Annotated in this window: 14 protein-coding genes and 1 pseudogene; 5 read left to right on the forward strand and 10 right to left on the reverse strand. The window is 63.4% G+C overall.

From position 1 onward, the window contains the following. Positions 1-6: 6 nt before the first annotated feature. From JQ558_RS21950 to JQ558_RS21995, 10 genes are all read right to left on the reverse strand, one after another. Positions 7-1,518, reverse strand: a complete 1,512-nt coding sequence (locus JQ558_RS21950) for an ABC transporter substrate-binding protein (RefSeq protein ID WP_212295030.1) — start codon at positions 1,516-1,518, stop codon at positions 7-9. Positions 1,519-1,534: 16 nt separating this feature from the next. Further along, positions 1,535-2,641, reverse strand: coding sequence for an ABC transporter ATP-binding protein (locus JQ558_RS21955; RefSeq protein WP_212295032.1), 1,107 nt, complete (start codon positions 2,639-2,641; stop codon positions 1,535-1,537). Further along, on the reverse strand, positions 2,638-3,627 hold the full coding sequence (locus tag JQ558_RS21960) for an ABC transporter ATP-binding protein (protein WP_212210569.1): 990 nt from the start codon (positions 3,625-3,627) through the stop codon (positions 2,638-2,640). Before JQ558_RS21960 ends, JQ558_RS21955 begins: the two co-directional genes overlap by 4 nt. Continuing rightward, entirely contained in the window at positions 3,624-4,346 is a 723-nt protein-coding gene (locus JQ558_RS21965; RefSeq protein WP_212295034.1) for a DUF1028 domain-containing protein, read from the reverse strand. Before JQ558_RS21965 ends, JQ558_RS21960 begins: the two co-directional genes overlap by 4 nt. Positions 4,347-4,355: 9 nt before the next feature. Then, positions 4,356-6,161, reverse strand: coding sequence for a gamma-glutamyltransferase family protein (locus JQ558_RS21970; RefSeq protein WP_212295036.1), 1,806 nt, complete (start codon positions 6,159-6,161; stop codon positions 4,356-4,358). A gap of 88 nt (positions 6,162-6,249) precedes the next feature. After that, a complete protein-coding gene (locus JQ558_RS21975; protein WP_212210572.1) occupies positions 6,250-7,248 on the reverse strand; it encodes an ABC transporter ATP-binding protein in 999 nt (332 codons plus the stop codon). Continuing rightward, positions 7,245-8,243: an ABC transporter ATP-binding protein gene (locus JQ558_RS21980; RefSeq protein WP_212276453.1), complete on the reverse strand. Its 999-nt coding sequence runs from the start codon at positions 8,241-8,243 to the stop codon at positions 7,245-7,247. Before JQ558_RS21980 ends, JQ558_RS21975 begins: the two co-directional genes overlap by 4 nt. Further along, the gene (locus JQ558_RS21985) at positions 8,240-9,211 is read right to left on the reverse strand and encodes an ABC transporter permease (protein ID WP_212295038.1); all 972 of its coding nucleotides are present in this window, start codon (positions 9,209-9,211) and stop codon (positions 8,240-8,242) included. The genes JQ558_RS21980 and JQ558_RS21985 overlap by 4 nt, the downstream gene beginning before the upstream one ends. Before the next feature lie 14 nt (positions 9,212-9,225). Further along, positions 9,226-10,206: an ABC transporter permease gene (locus JQ558_RS21990; RefSeq protein ID WP_212295040.1), complete on the reverse strand. Its 981-nt coding sequence runs from the start codon at positions 10,204-10,206 to the stop codon at positions 9,226-9,228. Positions 10,207-10,318: 112 nt separating this feature from the next. After that, entirely contained in the window at positions 10,319-11,914 is a 1,596-nt protein-coding gene (locus tag JQ558_RS21995) for an ABC transporter substrate-binding protein (RefSeq protein ID WP_212276455.1), read from the reverse strand. Positions 11,915-12,181: 267 nt separating this feature from the next. Between JQ558_RS21995 and JQ558_RS22000 the strand changes: the two are divergent. The 5 genes and pseudogenes from JQ558_RS22000 to JQ558_RS22020 all read left to right on the forward strand — a co-directional run. Further along, positions 12,182-12,394: pseudogene (locus JQ558_RS22000) on the forward strand (NAD(P)/FAD-dependent oxidoreductase); the annotation flags it as partial. 98 nt (positions 12,395-12,492) lie between these two features. Beyond that, positions 12,493-12,747 carry a DUF6489 family protein gene (locus JQ558_RS22005; RefSeq protein ID WP_209843454.1) on the forward strand — a complete coding sequence of 85 codons (255 nt, stop codon included), beginning with the start codon at positions 12,493-12,495 and terminating at the stop codon, positions 12,745-12,747. Positions 12,748-12,809: 62 nt separating this feature from the next. Continuing rightward, positions 12,810-13,544, forward strand: coding sequence for a triacylglycerol lipase (locus tag JQ558_RS22010; protein WP_249119453.1), 735 nt, complete (start codon positions 12,810-12,812; stop codon positions 13,542-13,544). Positions 13,545-13,647: 103 nt separating this feature from the next. Then, a complete protein-coding gene (locus tag JQ558_RS22015; RefSeq protein WP_212295043.1) occupies positions 13,648-15,192 on the forward strand; it encodes a wax ester/triacylglycerol synthase family O-acyltransferase in 1,545 nt (514 codons plus the stop codon). Between the two features lie 9 nt (positions 15,193-15,201). After that, a complete protein-coding gene (locus JQ558_RS22020; RefSeq protein WP_212210592.1) occupies positions 15,202-16,197 on the forward strand; it encodes an alpha/beta fold hydrolase in 996 nt (331 codons plus the stop codon). The last annotated feature ends 148 nt before the right edge of the window (positions 16,198-16,345 follow it).

The raw sequence follows: 16,345 nt of genomic DNA on the forward strand, positions 1-16,345 counted from the left end.
ACATCCTCACTTCAGCGTCAACCCGGTCACGCGCACCAGCCCGTCCGGCATCTGCTTGTAGCCCTCGAGTTTTGTACTGTGCGCGATCAGGATCTTGCGGTGATAGATGTAGAGCAGCGGCTTTTCTTCCAGCACGAGCTTGGCCAGCTTCTCATAGATGGCCTTGCGCTGCGCCTGATCCGTCACCAGACGCCCGTCGTCGAGCGCCTTGTCGGCATCGGGATTGGACCAAGCGCTGTAGTTCTGCGGCGCGTTGGATTTCTGGAACACGTAGGAATTGCCGTCGGGATCGATCCGTCCGCTCCAGGCCAGCATGAAGGCCTGGTATTCGCCTGATTCAGCCAGCTTCAGCGAGGTTGCGAATTCGGTGACCCTGATCTTCATGTCGAAGCCGGCTTCGGAAGCCATCGACTGGATCACCTGTGCCACCGCTTCGGTTTCCGCGCCCTTCGGCACCATGAAATCGACGCTGACGGGCGCCGTGACGCCGGCTTCCTTCAGCAGCGCCTTGGCCTTGGCGATATCCCGCCCACGGACCGGAAAGGCCTTCTGGTAATAGGGGTGATCGGGATTGACCCATTGGTTGCCGGGCTTGAATTCGCCGTTGAACACCACCTGGTTGATCGCCTCGCGGTCGAGCGACAGATCGAGCGCCTGCCGGACCTTGGCGGACTGGCTGAGCGGCCCCTTGGCCTTGTCCTTGCCGACGTTCAGCGTCACGCCCTGATAGCCGAGCTCGATGGCGCTGGACAATTTCAGCTTCGGGTCGCTCACCACCGCCTTGATGTCGGTGGCGAGCAGGCGTTCGATCAGATCGAGGCCGCCGGATTTGAGATTGGCAAGGCGCACGGTGGCGTCGACCAGCGGCAGATAGACGATGCGGTCGATCTTGATCGCGTCCTTGTTCCAGTAGTCGGCGAATTTCTCGAACACGATGCGGTCCTGCTGCACGCGCTCGACGAATTTGTAGGGGCCCGCGCAAACCGGCTTCAGGCCGAATTTATCGCCTTCGGCTTTCGCCGCCTTCGGCGATACCATCATGCCGGCGCGGTCGGTGAGCTGGGCGATCAGCGGCGAGAACGGCGTCTTCAGCACCAGCTTGATGGTGAGGGGATCGACCACCTCGACGCGGTCGAGCTGCGCCAGCTCCGGCTTGCGGAACGAGGTCGCCATCGTCATGTGGCGGTCGAGCGAGAATTTTGCGGCCTCGGCGTCCAGCGGCTCGCCGTCGTGGAATTTCACGCCCGGCCGCAGCTTGATGATGACCTCCTTGCCGTCGGCCGAGGTCTGGTGCGACAGCGCGAGCTGCGGCACGATGTTGATCTTCTCATCGATGTCGAACAGCTTGTCGCAGAAGCCGGCGAACACGATGCGGCCGACATAGGTACGCGCCAGGGTCGGATCGAGAATGTCCGGATCCTCGGCCAGGCCAATGCGCAGCGTGGTCTGGGCCTGCACACTCGCCTCGAACGACAGCAACAGAGCCGCCGCGGTCACCGCCAAACGCAAGATTTTCATCGCACCCATCCTCTGATTACACTGCTGTTGGTCGTGTTCCTGATATATCAACCCCGTTGCGGCCCGCGCCTTCCGCCCGTCCAAAGGCGGCGACCAGTTTTTCCAGCACCGGCGAGAAGCCACCGCCCGAGGGAACGATGCTGTCAGGCGTCGGCAGTTCCGCCATCCGGTGGCAGGCGGTGGCGTGCCCCGTGTTGTCGGCCAGGAGCTGCGGCACTTCGGTGCGGCAGCGCTCGACCACATAGGGGCAGCGGGTATGAAAGCGGCAGCCGGACGGCGGATCGAGCGCGCTCGGCATCTCGCCCTGCAGCACGATGCGGCTGCGTTTGGCTTGCGGCTTGGGTACGGGAATAGCTGACAATAGAGCCCGGCTATAGGGATGCCGCGGGGCAGCAAACAGCGCCTGCGCGTCCGCGGTCTCGACGATGACGCCGAGATTCATCACTGCGACGCGGTCGGCGATGTGTTTTACCACCGCCAGATCGTGCGAGACGAAGATGTAGGCAAGGCCGAGCCGGTTCTGCAAATCGCGCAGCAGGTTCAGGATCTGGGAGCGGATCGAGACGTCGAGCGCCGACACCGGCTCGTCGCAGATGATCAATTTCGGTTCCACCGCCAGCGCCCGTGCGATGGCGATGCGCTGGCGCTGGCCGCCGGAAAATTCATGCGGATAACGCCGCGCAAAGCGCGGCTCCAGCCCGACCAGCCGCAGCAATTCCTCGACCCGTTCGCGGCGGCGCGGCGCCGGCACCAGGTCGTGCAGCGCCAGCGGCTCGGTCAGGATCTGGCTGACGGTCATGCGCGGGTTGAGCGAGGCGTAGGGATCCTGAAAGATGATCTGCGCGTCGCGTCGGAAGTTGCGCAGCTCATTGGCGCCCAGCGCGAGGAGATCGCGGCCCTCGAAGCGAACGCTGCCGGCGTCCGGCTCGATCAGCCGCAGCACCAGCCGGCTCACGGTGGATTTGCCGCAGCCGGATTCGCCGACCAGCGCCAGCGTCTTGCCGGCCTCGACACGGAAGCTGACGCCGTCGACGGCCTTGACGAAGGCGGTGGTGCGGCCGAACACCGAACGTCCCGCGACGAAATGTTTTACGAGTCCTTCGACTTCGAGCAGCGCGGTCATGACACCAGCCGCTCCAGCGGCGCCCTGATGCAACGCGAGGCGTGGCCGGGGCTGAGGATCGCCAGCGGCGGCGGCGCCGCGACGCAGATGTCGGCGACAAAAGGACAGCGCGCCGAGAAGCGGCAGCCGGGCGGCGGATTGGCCATGTTCGGCACCATGCCCTCGATGGTCGCGAGGTGCGATGCGCGGCGACCGAGCCGCGGGATCGAACCGAGCAGGCCGACGGTGTAGGGATGCTGCGGATTGGCGAACAGCTCATCGACCGGCGCGCGCTCGACGATTTCGCCGGCATACATGACAGCGACTTCGTCGCAGACTTCGGCAACCACGCCGAGATCGTGCGTGATCAGAATGATAGCGGCGCCGCTCGCAGCTTTCAGCTCGCGCATCAGATCGAGGATCTGCGCCTGCAGGGTGACATCGAGCGCGGTAGTCGGTTCGTCCGCGATCAAGAGGCGGGGATCGCAGGCCAGCGCCATCGCGATCATCACGCGCTGGCGCATGCCGCCTGAAAGCTTGTGCGGATATTCGTCGATTCGCTTGTCGGGTGAGGGGATGTGGACGCGGCGCAGCAGTTCGATGGCGCGCTCGCGCGCCTGGCGCTTCGATCCGCCGCGATGGCGCAGGATGGTCTCGATGATCTGGTCGCCGATCGTGAAGCTCGGGTTGAGCGAGGTCATCGGTTCCTGAAAAATCATTGCCAGCCGGTTGCCGCGCAGGTCGCGCAGGGTCTCGTCGGGGACGTCGAGCAGATCAAAACCATCGAAGCGGATCGAGCCGGAGACTACCGCCGAATGCTTTGACAGCAGTCCCATGATGGCCAGCGAGGTCACGCTCTTGCCGCAGCCGGATTCGCCGACCAGTCCAAGTGTCGCGCCATTGGCCACGCTGAGATCGACGGCATCGACCGCATGGGTCGCGCGGCCATCGTCGCCATGGAAGACGACGCGGAGTCCCTCGATTTCGATCAGCGGGCTTGAAGTCATGCCTTGCCTGCAGCCGCCGCTTTGATGCTGGCCTCGATGCCGGCGTCGATGGTCGCGCGATCGGTAATCCCTGCAGGATTCTTGCGCGTCGGCATGAATGCGCGGAAATGCACCCAGCGCTCGCGGCTCACTTCTTCAAGCCGCTCGAGCTCGCGCAGCGGATCGGTATGGTCGTCGACGCGCAGATTGAGCTCGGACCATTCCTCGTCGCCGTGGATCAGCAGTGCCGCGGATTGCTTGCCGCGCTTGTCGCCGCCCGCGGCTTCACCTGCATGCATCGCGGCGATCAGCCGGCGGGGAAAGGGCAAGCCGGCATTAGCCACATAGGCTTTCGCGGTGTCATCGAGCACGGCGGCGCCCGCCAGCATATTGCCCGCGATCGAAAAACCGTCGCCCTGAATGTGTCCGCGCCAGTCGACGCAATCGCGGCCGGTATGCGCGGCAATGCGGCCCCTCGCATCCATGATGTGCAATTGCCGGCTTTCGCGGCCGTCGTCGGTGGCGATCAGGGTCTTGAGGATGTCGTCCGGCGCACGTCCCTCTCTCAACAGCTTGACGCCGTCGATGCCGTAATAGGGATTGACCAGCGCCTGGGTCGCGATGCCGCCGATGCCGGCCACGATATGCGGCACGCGCGCGCCGACCGCGAAGAATTTGGTCGCGACGGCTATGCCGAACTGGCCGGTTGCGGGATCGCGCGCGATGATCGACCAAGTCATCTGAAGCCCTTATCGTCCTGCCGCGTAGCCTTGCATGCCCCGGGGATTGGCGGCCGCGCGGCGGCGGCGGCCGACCTTGGAGGCGGCGGTAAGGCGGCCTTCCGACCAATCGGGGCCGATCTCGACAACATGGCCGCGGCCCTTCAAGGTATCGATCGTGGCCTTCGGCACGCGGTTTTCAACGACGAGCACGCCGGGCCGGGCGGTGCGCGGCCAGAACGAGATCGGGAAATGTTCGGAGTGCCATGCCGGCGCGTCGATCGCTTCCTGCAGGTTCAGATTGGCGTGGACGTGGCGCAGGAAGAATTGCGTGGTCCATTGATCCTGCTGGTCGCCGCCGGGCGAACCCCAGGCCATGTACGGCTCGCCGTCGCGTAGCGCCATGGTCGGCGACAGCGTGGTGCGCGGACGCTTGCCCGGCGCCAGTGCGGCGGGATGGTCTTCTTCGAGCCAGAACATCTGGGCGCGGCTGCCGAGACAGAAGCCGAGTTCGGGAATCACCGGCGAGGATTGCAGCCAGCCGCCGGACGGCGTCGCCGAGATCATGTTGCCGGCCTGGTCGATGATGTCGAAATGCACGGTGTCGCCACGCACCTCGCCGAAGCGGCCGACGGTCGGCTCGCCGGCGCCCATGGCGCCGACCGCCTCGCGATGGCCCTCGGCGCGGCGCATTTTTACGACCGAACCGAAACCTTCCACCGAGCCGGGGAGAAAATCGAGCGAGGCTTTGTCCCTCGAGATCAGCTTGCGGCGTTCGTCATTGTAAGCGTCCGACAGCAAGGTCGCGATCGGGATGTCGGTAAACTTTGGATCGCCGTAGAATTTCTCGCGGTCGGCAAAGGCAAGCTTGGCGCATTCGATCTGCAGGTGGATGAATTCCGGCCCAGTTGGATCGAGCCCGTCGAGTTCAAAACCCTTAAGCAACGCCAGCTGCTGCAGCATGACAGGGCCCTGGCTCCAGACACCGGGCTTGCACACGGTGTAGCGGCCGTAATCATAGGTCAGCGGCGCCTCGACGGTCGGCTGCCAGCGCGCCATGTCGTCGGCGCGCAGCACGCCGCGATGCGGCGAACCGCTGACGTCCATGATGTCCTGGGTGCGGCAGAACTTGTCGATCGCCTCCGCAACGAAGCCGTGCGACCAGGCCTTGCGCGCGGCCTCGATCTGGGCTGTGCGGTCACCGCCGGCGCTCTCGGCTTCTTTCAGGATGCGGGCGTAGGTTTCCGAAAGCTGCTTGTTGGTGAAGAGCGTACCGGGTTTCGGAACTTCATTGTTCGGCAGATAGACCGCGGCCGAGGTCTTCCAGTGATTGCGGAACAGCTTTTCGACGATCTGGATCGTCGCCGCGGCGCGCTCCACCAGGGGATAGCCGTCGCGGGCATAGGCGATCGCGGGTTCGAGCACGTCGCGCAGCCGCATCGTGCCGTAATCGCGCAAGAGCAACATCCAGGATTCGAACGTGCCGGGCACGCAGGCCGCGAGCAGCCCGGTGCCGGGCACGATCTCCAGCCCCTCGCTGCGGTAATGCGCGATGGTCGCGCCGGCCGGCGCCGGGCCCTGGCCGCAAATCACCTCGGTGCGGCCGCGCTTGGTGTCATGCACAATGATCGGTACGTCGCCGCCGGGGCCGTTGAGATGCGGCTCGACCACCTGCAGCGTGAAGGCGGTGGCAACACCCGCATCGAACGCGTTACCGCCCTTTTCCAGGATTCCCATCCCGACCGCGGTGGCGATCCAGTGCGTCGAGGTCACGACCCCGAACGTGCCTTCGATTTCCGGCCTGGTCGTGAACGGATCGGGATTGATGTTGCTCATGGGAATCCGGTGCTGCGCTGGTATTTGGTGCGCCACTTGACCACAGGCGAGGCCTGCTGCCAACCGTTTGGTTGACCCATCCCTGTGATCAGGCTGGCACGGCTTCGGCCGGCGAATTGACCGCGTGGCAGGCGACACCGTTGATCAGCGCGGGCGCCTGTTGACGGCAGAGATCATAGGCCAGCGGGCAGCGCGGGTTGAAGGCGCAGCCGGGCGGCGGATTGATCGGATTGGGGATCTCGCCCTTGACCGGAATCCGCTGGCGGCCGGACATCGCCAAATCAGGAACCGCTCCCAGCAGCATCTTGGTGTAGGGCATCCGCGGATTGTTGAAAAGTTCGCGCCCCTCCGCGATTTCGACGATGCGGCCGAGATACATCACGCCGATGCGGCTCGCCATGTGGCGCACCACGGCAAGGTTATGGCTGATGAAGAGATAAGTCAGGCCAAACTTGTCCTGCAAATCGCGCATCAGATTGAGGATCTGCGCCTGCACGGAAACATCGAGCGCCGAGGTCGGCTCGTCGCAGACGATGAATTCGGCTTCCGAGGCCAGCGCGCGGGCGATCGCGATGCGCTGGCGCTGGCCGCCGGAAAACTCATGTGGAAACTTCAGGCCGTCGTCGGCATGCAGGCCGACGAGGCTCAGCAATTCACCGACGCGCGCAGCGATGTCGCGCTCGCCCGCGATCAGGTCGAAGGCTCGGATCGGCTCGGAGACGATGGCATCGACCCGGAAGCGCGGATTGAGGCTCGCATAGGGGTCCTGGAAGATCATCTGGATGCGGCGGCGCAGTTTTTGCCGCACCTGCGCCTGCCTCGCATCGGTCATCGAGACGCCGTCGATGACGACTTCGCCCGAGCTCGGTGGCAGCAATCCGACCACCATCCGTGCCACGGTGGTCTTGCCCGAACCGGATTCGCCGACGAGGGCGAACGTCTCGCCCTTCTTGATGCCGAAGGTGACGCCGTCGACCGCTTTCAGGAATTCGAGGTGGCCACCTTCGAGCACGCGGTTGAGCCACGGTTTGGAAACGTCGAACTCGCGGCGTAAATTCCTGACGTCGATGAAGGGTGCCGCGCTCATGCCGCGGTCTCCTTGATCGTTGCCTTGGGCGCGGCATCATAGAGATGACAGGCCACGGCCTGCGTACCGTGCGCTATCGGCTCCGGACGCTCGACGCGGCAACGGTCGAAGACGAAGCCGCAGCGCGGGTTGAACGAGCAGCCCTTCGGGATCGCCGACAGCCGCGGCATCGAACCGGGTATCTGCACCAGCCGCTTGTCTTCGCCCGCCAAAGTCGGGATCGCGCCCATCAGGCCCTTGGCGTAGGGATGCAGCGGGTTCTGCACGACGTCCTGAACCGGGCCGATCTCGGCAATCCGGCCCGAATACATCACCGCGACGCGGTCGGAAGTTTCGGCGATCACGCCCATGTCGTGCGTCACCAGCATCACGGCGGTGCCATGGTCGCGGCCAAGGCGTTTGATCAGCGAGATGATCTGCGCCTGCACGGAGACGTCAAGGGCCGTGGTCGGCTCGTCGGCGATGATCAGATCCGGTTCGGCACAGATCGCAAGCGCGATCACGACGCGCTGGCGCATGCCGCCGGAGAATTCATGCGGATAGGCGTCGATGCGTTTTTCCGGCGCGGGAATACCGACTTCCGCCAGAAGATCGATGGCGCGCTTGCGCGCCGCGGTCTCCGACAGATTGAGATGGGTCCGGATGGTTTCGACGATCTGGTCGCCGATCTTGTAGAGCGGATTGAGGCTGGTGAGAGGATCCTGGAAGATCATCCCGATGCGTTTGCCGCGGATGCGGCGGATTTCTTCCGGCGGCAGATGATCGATCCGCATCCCCGACAGATGGATCTCGCCGCCTGCGATCCGCCCCGGCGGATCGATCAGGCCGATCACGGCAAGGCCCGTCACGGATTTTCCCGCGCCGGATTCGCCGACCACGCCGAGCACCTCGCCCTTGGCGATGTCGAAGGAGATGCCGTTGATGGCGTGCAGGACGCTGCGGCGGGTGTGGAACTCCACCTCGAGGTTACGCACGGAAAGGACAGGACTGGTCATCGGAGTTTCGGGTTGAGCGCGTCGCGCAGCCAGTCGCCGAGCAGATTGATGGAAAGGATCAGCCCGGCCAGCGCAAAGCCCGGGAAGGCCACGATCCACCATTCGCCCGCGAACAGATAATTGTTGCCGATCCGGATCAGCGTGCCCAGCGACGGCATGGTATCGGGCATCCCGGCGCCGAGGAACGACAGCGTGGCTTCCGTAATGACGGCGAGCGCCAGGTTGATGGTGGCGATCACCAGGATCGGACCCATCGTGTTCGGCAGCACGTGACGCAGCATGATGATGGGGGCGGGGAGCCCGATCAACTGGGCGGCCGCGACATAATCCTTGTTCTTCTCGACCATGACGGAGCCGCGCACGGTGCGGGCATATTGCACCCAGAAACTCAATCCGATCGCGACCACCAGCACCACCAGCGTACTCATGGCGTCCAGCCGGTTGCCGAACACCGACTTGGCGACGCCGTTGACCAGCAGCGCGATCAGGATGGCCGGGAAGGTGAGCTGCACATCGGCGATGCGCATGATCAGGCCATCGACCGCGCCGCCGACATAGCCCGCAATCAGCCCGAGCGTAATTCCGAGCGCGCCGGCGAAGACGACGCCGAGCACGCCGACGACGAGCGAGATCCGGAGCCCGTAGAGGATGGCGGAGAACACGTCGCGGCCCTGTTCGTCGGTGCCGAGCAGGAACGGGCTCTGGCCGTCGGCGGTCCATAGCGGCGAAATGCGCGAATTCATCAGCTGCAGCTGCGCCGGATCGAACGGGTTCTGCACCGAAAGCACCGAAGCAAAGATCGCCAGCAGGAAAAACAGGATGGTGACGGCTGCCGCCACCATCGTCAGCTTGGAACGGCGGAACGAATAGAAGATGTCGCTGTCGAGCGCGCGTCTGAGCCAGCCTGTGCCGGCGCGCGCAGCTGCTGCGCTCGGTTCGGCTCGGTGGGGGACGACGGCGTCGGACATCTCTGATCTTTCTTTCAAGCCGGACGGCGGATGGTCGAGCGCAGCCGCGGATCGACGACGGTATAGAGGATATCGACCACCAGGTTGATGGTGACGAAGATCAGCGACACCATCAACAGGTAGGCCGCCATGATCGGGATATCGACGTTTTGCACTGCCTGCACGAACAGCAACCCCATGCCCGGCCACTGGAAGACGGTTTCGGTGATGATGGCGAAAGCAATAACCGAGCCAAATTGCAAGCCGGCCACGGTGATGACGGGAACCAGCGTGTTCTTGAGCGCGTGACCGAAATGGATCGCGCGGGTGGTCAGGCCACGCGCCCGCGCGAAGCGGATGTAGTCGGTGCGGAGCACTTCCAGCATTTCGGCGCGCACCAGCCGCATGATCAATGTCAGCTGGAACAGGCCGAGCGTGATGGACGGCAGGATCAGCGCCTTGAGGCCGGAGAGGGTCAGCAGGCCGGTGGTCCACCAGCCGATGCGCACGACCTCGCCGCGGCCGAACGAGGGCAGCCAGCCCAACGTCACCGAGAACAGATAGATCAGGAGAATACCGATCAGGAAGGTCGGCAGCGAGATTCCGATCAGCGATACGGCCTGGAATATTTTGGCAAGCACGGTGTCGCGTTTGAGCGCCGAGTAAACCCCCATCAGAATGCCGAACACCATCGCGAAGATGGTAGCGCAGATCGCGAGCTCCAGCGTCGCCGGCATCCGCTCCGCGAGCAGGGTCGAGACCGGCTGGCGGAACTGATAGGACACGCCAAACTTGAACTGGGCGGCGTTGCCGAAATAACGCGCGAACTGCACCGCAACGGGATCGTCCAGACCGAGCGATTTGCGGACCGCCTCGCGTTCGGCGGCGGGTGTGTCCAGCGAGACGATCTGGTTGACCGGGTCACCTGCGAAGCGGAACATCGAGAACGAGATGACCCCGACCGCAATCATGACGCCGATGGCCTGAATCGCCCGGCGAAGAGTGAAAGCGAGCATGTATTCCTTTCACTTTCTTCCGGTGCGACGTCTTCTTGGCCGACGTCGCTGTCAGCCGGAAAGGAAAGGTCCCGGAAGCATCAGGCTGCCGGGACCTTGATAGACGAAGTGCTTAGTCCTGTTTGGTCGCCCAGTACAGCAGCACCTGATTGTCGGCACGCTGCGAGAGCTTCACCTTTTTCGATACGCCCCACGCCAGCGCCTGCTGATGCAGCGGGATGTAGGCGAAATCCTTGGCCGCGATCTGGAACGCTTCCTTGATCAGCAGATCGCGCTTGGTTGTATCCGTTTCGACCAGCACCTTGTCGGTGATTTCGTCCATCTTCTTGTTGCAGTAGCCGCCGAGATTGGCCTCACCGCGCGCGACCTTCGGGTCGTCGCGGCAGCCCATGATGTCGTACAGAACATTGTGCGCGTCGGAGGTGCCGGGCGTCCAGCCGAGCAAATAGAACGACGTCTGGTAACCGCCGGGCTTCAGAACCTTGGCGAAATACTGCGCCTTGGGTTGGGCCAGCAGGTTCACCTTGACGCCGATGCGAGCCAGCATGCCGACCACCGCCTGGCAGATCGCGGCGTCGTTGACGTAGCGGTCGTTCGGGCAGTCCATCGAAACTTCGAAGCCGTCGGGATAACCGGCTTCCGCCAGCAGCTTCTTGGCGCCTTCGGGATCGACTTTCGGACGGGTGAAATCGCCGGCGAGCTTGTAGAGCTGCGGCGCGATCATCAGCGCGGAAGGCGTCGAAAGGCCGCGCATGACGCGGGTCTTGATCAGTTCGACATCGATCGTCTTGAAGAACGCCTCGCGGACGCGGACATCCTTGAAGGGGTTCTTGCCCTTGATGTTCGAATACAGCAGTTCGTCGCGGACCTGGTCCATGCCGAGGAAGATGGTGCGGATTTCCGGCCCCTTGAGCACCTGCGCGGTCGGCGTTGAATCCACGCGCGAGATGTCCTGCAGCGGAACCGGTTCGATGACGTCGACTTCACCCGACAGCAGCGCGGCAACGCGGGTGGCGTCGGAGCCGATCGGGGTAAAGATGATTTCCTTCAGATTATGTTCGGGCTTCTGCCACCAGTTCGGGTTGGCCTTGAACACGGTCTTGACGCCGGGCTGGTGGCTTTCGATGCTGAAGGCGCCGGTGCCGTTGGCGTTGAGCGAGGCATAGCTCGGCGTGGTTGCCGCGGCGGGCGTCGGGGCGACGACATTGTTCGCCTCGGCCCACTTCTTGTCCATGATGTACCAGGTATCCCATTGCGAGTTCAGGATGGGATTTGGCGAAGTCAGGATGAAATCCACGGTGTAGTCGTCGATCTTGACGACCTTCGCATCCTTGGGAATGCGGGTCTGCAGGTTGGAGCCGGCGGCGCGAACGCGGTCGGCCGAGAACACCACGTCGTCGGCGGTGAAGGGGTCGCCGTTCTGGAACTTGACGTTCTTGCGCAAATGAAAGCGCCAGCGGGTCGGCTCGGGGGTCTCCCAGCGCTCCGCCAGTCCTGGAATGATCTTCAGGTCCTTGTCGCGCGCGATCAGGCCTTCATAGACCTGTCCGAGGTGGGCGTGGGTCGTGCTTTCGTTAAGCGTATATGGATCCAGCGATTTGAGATCGCCTTGATTGGCGTAGCGCAGGGTCTGGGCCGATGCCGGCGCAACCGCAAAGCCGAGCATTGTAACCGTAGCCGCTGCAAGCAAACTCCGACGTAAAGACATTTGTTCGATTTCCCCGCTTTGATCAGCCTAATTCCGCAATATCGGCGGATATTGCCGATCCCTGTTGCCAAAGTCCAGCCGCCGCGCAGGCGCGATCCCTCTCTGTGGATCGGTTTGCACCGCGATGCGGCAATGGCTAGCTTTACCTTAGGCTGTGGGCGCGAATTCGTTACATTAAAAAACTTTTGGAGCGCCGGTGGCGGAACTGAGGGCCGACGTTCTGGTGTTGGGGGCGGGCATGGTCGGCGTTGGCGCTGCGCTGCACCTGCCCAGCCGTGGAAGGGGGCGCGGCCCTGTTTGCCGGACATGCTGCCGGTGATCGGGAAGGCGCCCCGCCATCCCGGTTTGTGGTTCGATTTCGGCCACCAGCACCACGGCCTGACGCTCGGACCTGCAACCGGCCGGCTGCTGGCGGAAATGATGACCGGCGAGACCCCGTTTGCCGATACTACCCCTTTTGCTGTCGAACGTTTTGGTTGACCATAGGGGGCGAACGGGGGCCCGGAAGGCGGTCTTGTCCTTGCGTGACTCGGCCGGTCACGGTGATACTGCGGCAAGCCATTAATGAAGGAGCGGCCATGAAGGTAAACGTCGAAATTGATTGCACGCCGCTCGAGGCCCGGCAGTTCTTCGGACTTCCGGACGTTCAGCCGATGCAGACCGCGGTCATGGACAAGTTGCAGCAGCAGATGATGGCCAACATCGACAAGGTCTCGCCGGAATCGCTGATGCAGTCCTGGTTCACCTTCGACCCCAAGATCGCTGAACGCTTTCAGGACATGTTCGTGACCATGGCCGGTCTCGGCGGCATGGCCAAGAAGGACAAGAAATAGTGGCCGTCGCGGAGGGCGCGCCGACGGCAGAACGCAAGCTTCGTCCGCCGAGCCTGTTCCTGATGCTCGCCGAAGCCAGAAGCGTGTTCGAACTGAATTCGAGCCTGCTGCTGTCGCCGCTGTTGATGCGCGCCCCGAAGGGCGACGGTCATCCGGTGCTGACGCTGCCGGGATTTCTCGCCAGCGATTTGTCGATGGCGCCGATGCGGCGCTACCTGAAGGAGCTTGGCTACGACAGCTATGCCTGGAACATGGGCCGCAATTTCGGCGGCGTCGCCAGCAAGCGCGGTGCGTTACGCGACCTCGTCAAGCGAATCCACGAGACCACGGGACGAAAGGTCAGCATCATTGGCTGGAGTCTCGGCGGCGTCTACGCACGCGATCTCGCGCTGCAACTGCCGGACATGGTGCGATCGGTGATCACGCTCGGCAGCCCGTTCGCCAACGACATCACAGCGACCAATGCGACGCGATTGTACGAAGCGCTGTCGGGGGAAAGCATCCACGACAACCCGGAGATCAGGGAGGCGATCGCCGGCGACCTGCCGGTGCCCGCGACCTCGATCTATTCTCGCACCGATGGCATCGTGAACTGGCGTACCAGCCTGCTGCGCCCCTCCAGCACGGCCGAAAATATCGAGGTGCATCTCGCAAGCCATATCGGCCTCGGCGTCAACCCGGCCGCCTTGTGGGCGGTGGCCGACCGGCTGGCGCAAAGGGAAGGCGAATTTAAGCAATTTGACCGTTCGGGCCCGTTTGCCATTGCATATGGGACCCCGGAAAATGCACTATCCTGACCAATGTCGTTGAAGACCGGGGACCACCCAACCCCCGTCTTCAGGACCATCTGAACGCCAGAAGCGCCATCAAGGCGTCGCGTGATCTCTGCGGGAGGAAAACATGACTGACGCCAAGAAACTGTCTTCGATGGACGCGTCGTTTCTGTACCTGGAAACGCCTGAGATGCCGATGCATGTCGGAAGCATGGCGATCTTCCGCCTGCCCGAGAACTACAACGGCAACTTCTTCGAGGATTTCAAGGCGATGATCGGCTCGCGGCTGCATCTTGCGCCGATCCTGAAAGCGCGCCTGGAAAAGGCGCCGCTCGACATCGATCATCCGTCCTGGGTCGAGGACGACCAGTTCGACATCGACCGCCACATTTTCCGCGGCAGCCTGCCGGCCCCCTACGATCGCGCGACGCTGGAGCGCCTCGTCGGCTGGATGCATGCCAAGCTGCTCAACCGCGCCCGTCCGCTCTGGGAGTTCTACGTCTTCGAGGGCATGAAGGACAACGAGATCGGGCTTTATTCCAAGATGCACCACGCCTGCATCGACGGCGGCGCCGGTGCGGCGCTCACCAACATGATCTACGATCTGACTCCGGTGCCGCGCCAGGTCGAACCGCCGACGGCGCGCAAGGTCGCGCAGGAGCCGCGCGACATCGCCGCCAATTTGATCGATTCCTATCAGCAGCTCTGGCGCCAGCCGTTCGATTCATCGTCGGCGCCGAAGAGCCTGGAATTGCCGCGCTCGGGCAAGAGCGATCTCGGATCGATTCTGTTCGACAACGCCATGTTCCAGATCGAGAGCGCGGTGAAATTCGCCGCCAGCGTGCCGACGATGCTCAAGAGCGTTTCCGAAGTGGTCGGCAAGATTTCCGATCCGAAGTCGCGCGACAGCATCGCCAGCATGGTTTCGCCGCCGACCATCCTGAACAAGGCGATCTCGTCGGAGCGCAGCTTTGCCGGCACCTCGATCTCGCTGTCGCGGGCCAAGGCGGTGGCGAAAGTCTCCGGCGGCAAGCTCAACGACGTCGTGCTGGCGCTGTCCTCCGGCGTGGTGCGGCGCTATCTGCTGCAGCAGGGCGCGCTGCCGACCAAGTCGCTGACCGCGGCGGTGCCGATTTCGCTGCGCGAGGAAGGCAACACCGAGGCCAACAACCAGGTGTTCGGCATGATCTGCTCGATCGCCACCAACCTCGAGGATCCCAAGGGGCGGCTGGAGGCGATCATCGCGCAATCCACCAAGTCCAAGGAGATGTCGCATCCGCTGCGAGCCTTGATGCCGCAGGTCTCCAACATCTCGATGCTGGGCGCGCCGATCCTGGTTCAGATCCTGGCGCTGCTCTACAGCCGTTCCGACCTCTCGAACGTGCTGCCGCCGGCGGCCAACATCACGGTGTCCAACGTGCCGGGACCGCGACAGACTTTGTACGCCGCCGGCGCGGAGTTGCTGCATATCTTCCCGGTGTCGATCTCGACCCACGGGCTCGCGCTCAACATCACCGTGCAGAGCTATCGCGATCAGCTCGATTTCGGCTTCATCGCCGGCGCCAACATCATTCCGCATGTCCAGGTCTTGTGCGACATGCTTCCGCTGGAGTTTGAAGCGCTGGAGGCGGCCTATGCGCCGCCGCCGAAGATGACCAGCGCGGCTGAATAGGGTGTTGCGATGATTGAAATGCCGCCGCTGCAGTTCGCCGAGACGAACGGCATTCGCATGGGTTACTACGAGGCCGGGCCGAAGACCGACAAGCCGCCGGTGATACTGTGCCACGGCTGGCCGGAGATCGCGTTCTCCTGGCGTCACCAGATCAAGGCGCTGAGCGAGGCCGGGATCCGGGTGATCGCGCCGGATCAGCGCGGCTATGGTTCGACCGACCGGCCTGAGCCGGTCGAGGCCTATGACATCGAGCACCTCACCGGCGATCTCGTCGGCCTGATGGACCATCTGAAGATCGACAAGGCGATCTTCGTCGGCCACGACTGGGGCGGCTTCATCATCTGGCAGATGCCGCTCCGCCACATTGACCGCGTTGCCGGCGTGGTCGGCATCAACACGCCGCATCACGATCGCGCGCCGGCCGATCCGATCGAGCTGTTCCGCAAGCGGTTCGGCGACAGCATGTACATCGTGCAGTTCCAGGATCCGGCCCGCGAGCCCGACAGGATCTTCGGCAGCCGGGTCGAGCAGACGTTTGACGCCTTCATGCGCAAGCCTGTGCCGCGGCCCGCCGACACACCTGCCGACCAAGTGGTTGCCGGCGTCGGTGCTTCCCCGCGACTCAATTTGGCGTTTCCGCAGATGATCGCGGGTTACGACGCCAAGCATGATCCGCGCACACCAATCCTGTCGCCGGAAGAGAAAAAGGTGTTCGTCGATACGTTCACGAAGTCAGGTTTTACCGGCGGCATCAACTGGTACCGCAACATGTCGCGCAACTGGCAGCGTTCGGCGCAGATCGATCACACCGTGAAAGTACCGGCGCTGATGATCATGGCCGAGAACGACCACGTGCTGCCGCCGTCGTCGGCTGATGGCATGGAAAAGATCGTTCCCGATCTCGAAAAATATCTGGTGCGCGACAGCGGCCATTGGACGCAACAGGAAAAGCCGGACGAGGTCAGCGCCAAACTGATCGAATGGCGCAGAAAGCGGTTTGGCTAGAGCGAGTGATGCTGCGGCTCTCTCCGGTCGTCATTGCATGCAACAAACGCGAGCGTTTGTGCAAGGGAGCGAAGCGACGAAGCAATCCATTCTTTCTTTTCGTCGTGAGATGGATTGCTTCGCTTCGCTCGCAATGACGCGGTGAGAG

It is taken from the genome of Bradyrhizobium sp. AUGA SZCCT0160 (genome assembly GCF_018130105.1).
Classification (GTDB): domain Bacteria; phylum Pseudomonadota; class Alphaproteobacteria; order Rhizobiales; family Xanthobacteraceae; genus Bradyrhizobium.

Excerpts from the sequence above, each read along its gene's own strand:
- JQ558_RS21960 (WP_212210569.1), bottom strand. The coding sequence starts at position 3,627 with ATGACTTCAAGCCCGCTGATCGAAATCGAGGGACTCCGCGTCGTCTTC.
- JQ558_RS21950 (WP_212295030.1), bottom strand. The coding sequence starts at position 1,518 with ATGAAAATCTTGCGTTTGGCGGTGACCGCGGCGGCTCTGTTGCTGTCG.
- JQ558_RS21975 (WP_212210572.1), bottom strand. The coding sequence starts at position 7,248 with ATGAGCGCGGCACCCTTCATCGACGTCAGGAATTTACGCCGCGAGTTC.
- JQ558_RS22010 (WP_249119453.1), top strand. The coding sequence starts at position 12,810 with ATGCTCGCCGAAGCCAGAAGCGTGTTCGAACTGAATTCGAGCCTGCTG.
- JQ558_RS21955 (WP_212295032.1), bottom strand. The coding sequence starts at position 2,641 with ATGACCGCGCTGCTCGAAGTCGAAGGACTCGTAAAACATTTCGTCGCG.
- JQ558_RS21995 (WP_212276455.1), bottom strand. The coding sequence starts at position 11,914 with ATGTCTTTACGTCGGAGTTTGCTTGCAGCGGCTACGGTTACAATGCTC.
- JQ558_RS22015 (WP_212295043.1), top strand. The coding sequence starts at position 13,648 with ATGACTGACGCCAAGAAACTGTCTTCGATGGACGCGTCGTTTCTGTAC.
- JQ558_RS21970 (WP_212295036.1), bottom strand. The coding sequence starts at position 6,161 with ATGAGCAACATCAATCCCGATCCGTTCACGACCAGGCCGGAAATCGAA.
- JQ558_RS21985 (WP_212295038.1), bottom strand. The coding sequence starts at position 9,211 with ATGTCCGACGCCGTCGTCCCCCACCGAGCCGAACCGAGCGCAGCAGCT.
- JQ558_RS21965 (WP_212295034.1), bottom strand. The coding sequence starts at position 4,346 with ATGACTTGGTCGATCATCGCGCGCGATCCCGCAACCGGCCAGTTCGGC.
- JQ558_RS22020 (WP_212210592.1), top strand. The coding sequence starts at position 15,202 with ATGATTGAAATGCCGCCGCTGCAGTTCGCCGAGACGAACGGCATTCGC.
- JQ558_RS22005 (WP_209843454.1), top strand. The coding sequence starts at position 12,493 with ATGAAGGTAAACGTCGAAATTGATTGCACGCCGCTCGAGGCCCGGCAG.
- JQ558_RS21980 (WP_212276453.1), bottom strand. The coding sequence starts at position 8,243 with ATGACCAGTCCTGTCCTTTCCGTGCGTAACCTCGAGGTGGAGTTCCAC.
- JQ558_RS21990 (WP_212295040.1), bottom strand. The coding sequence starts at position 10,206 with ATGCTCGCTTTCACTCTTCGCCGGGCGATTCAGGCCATCGGCGTCATG.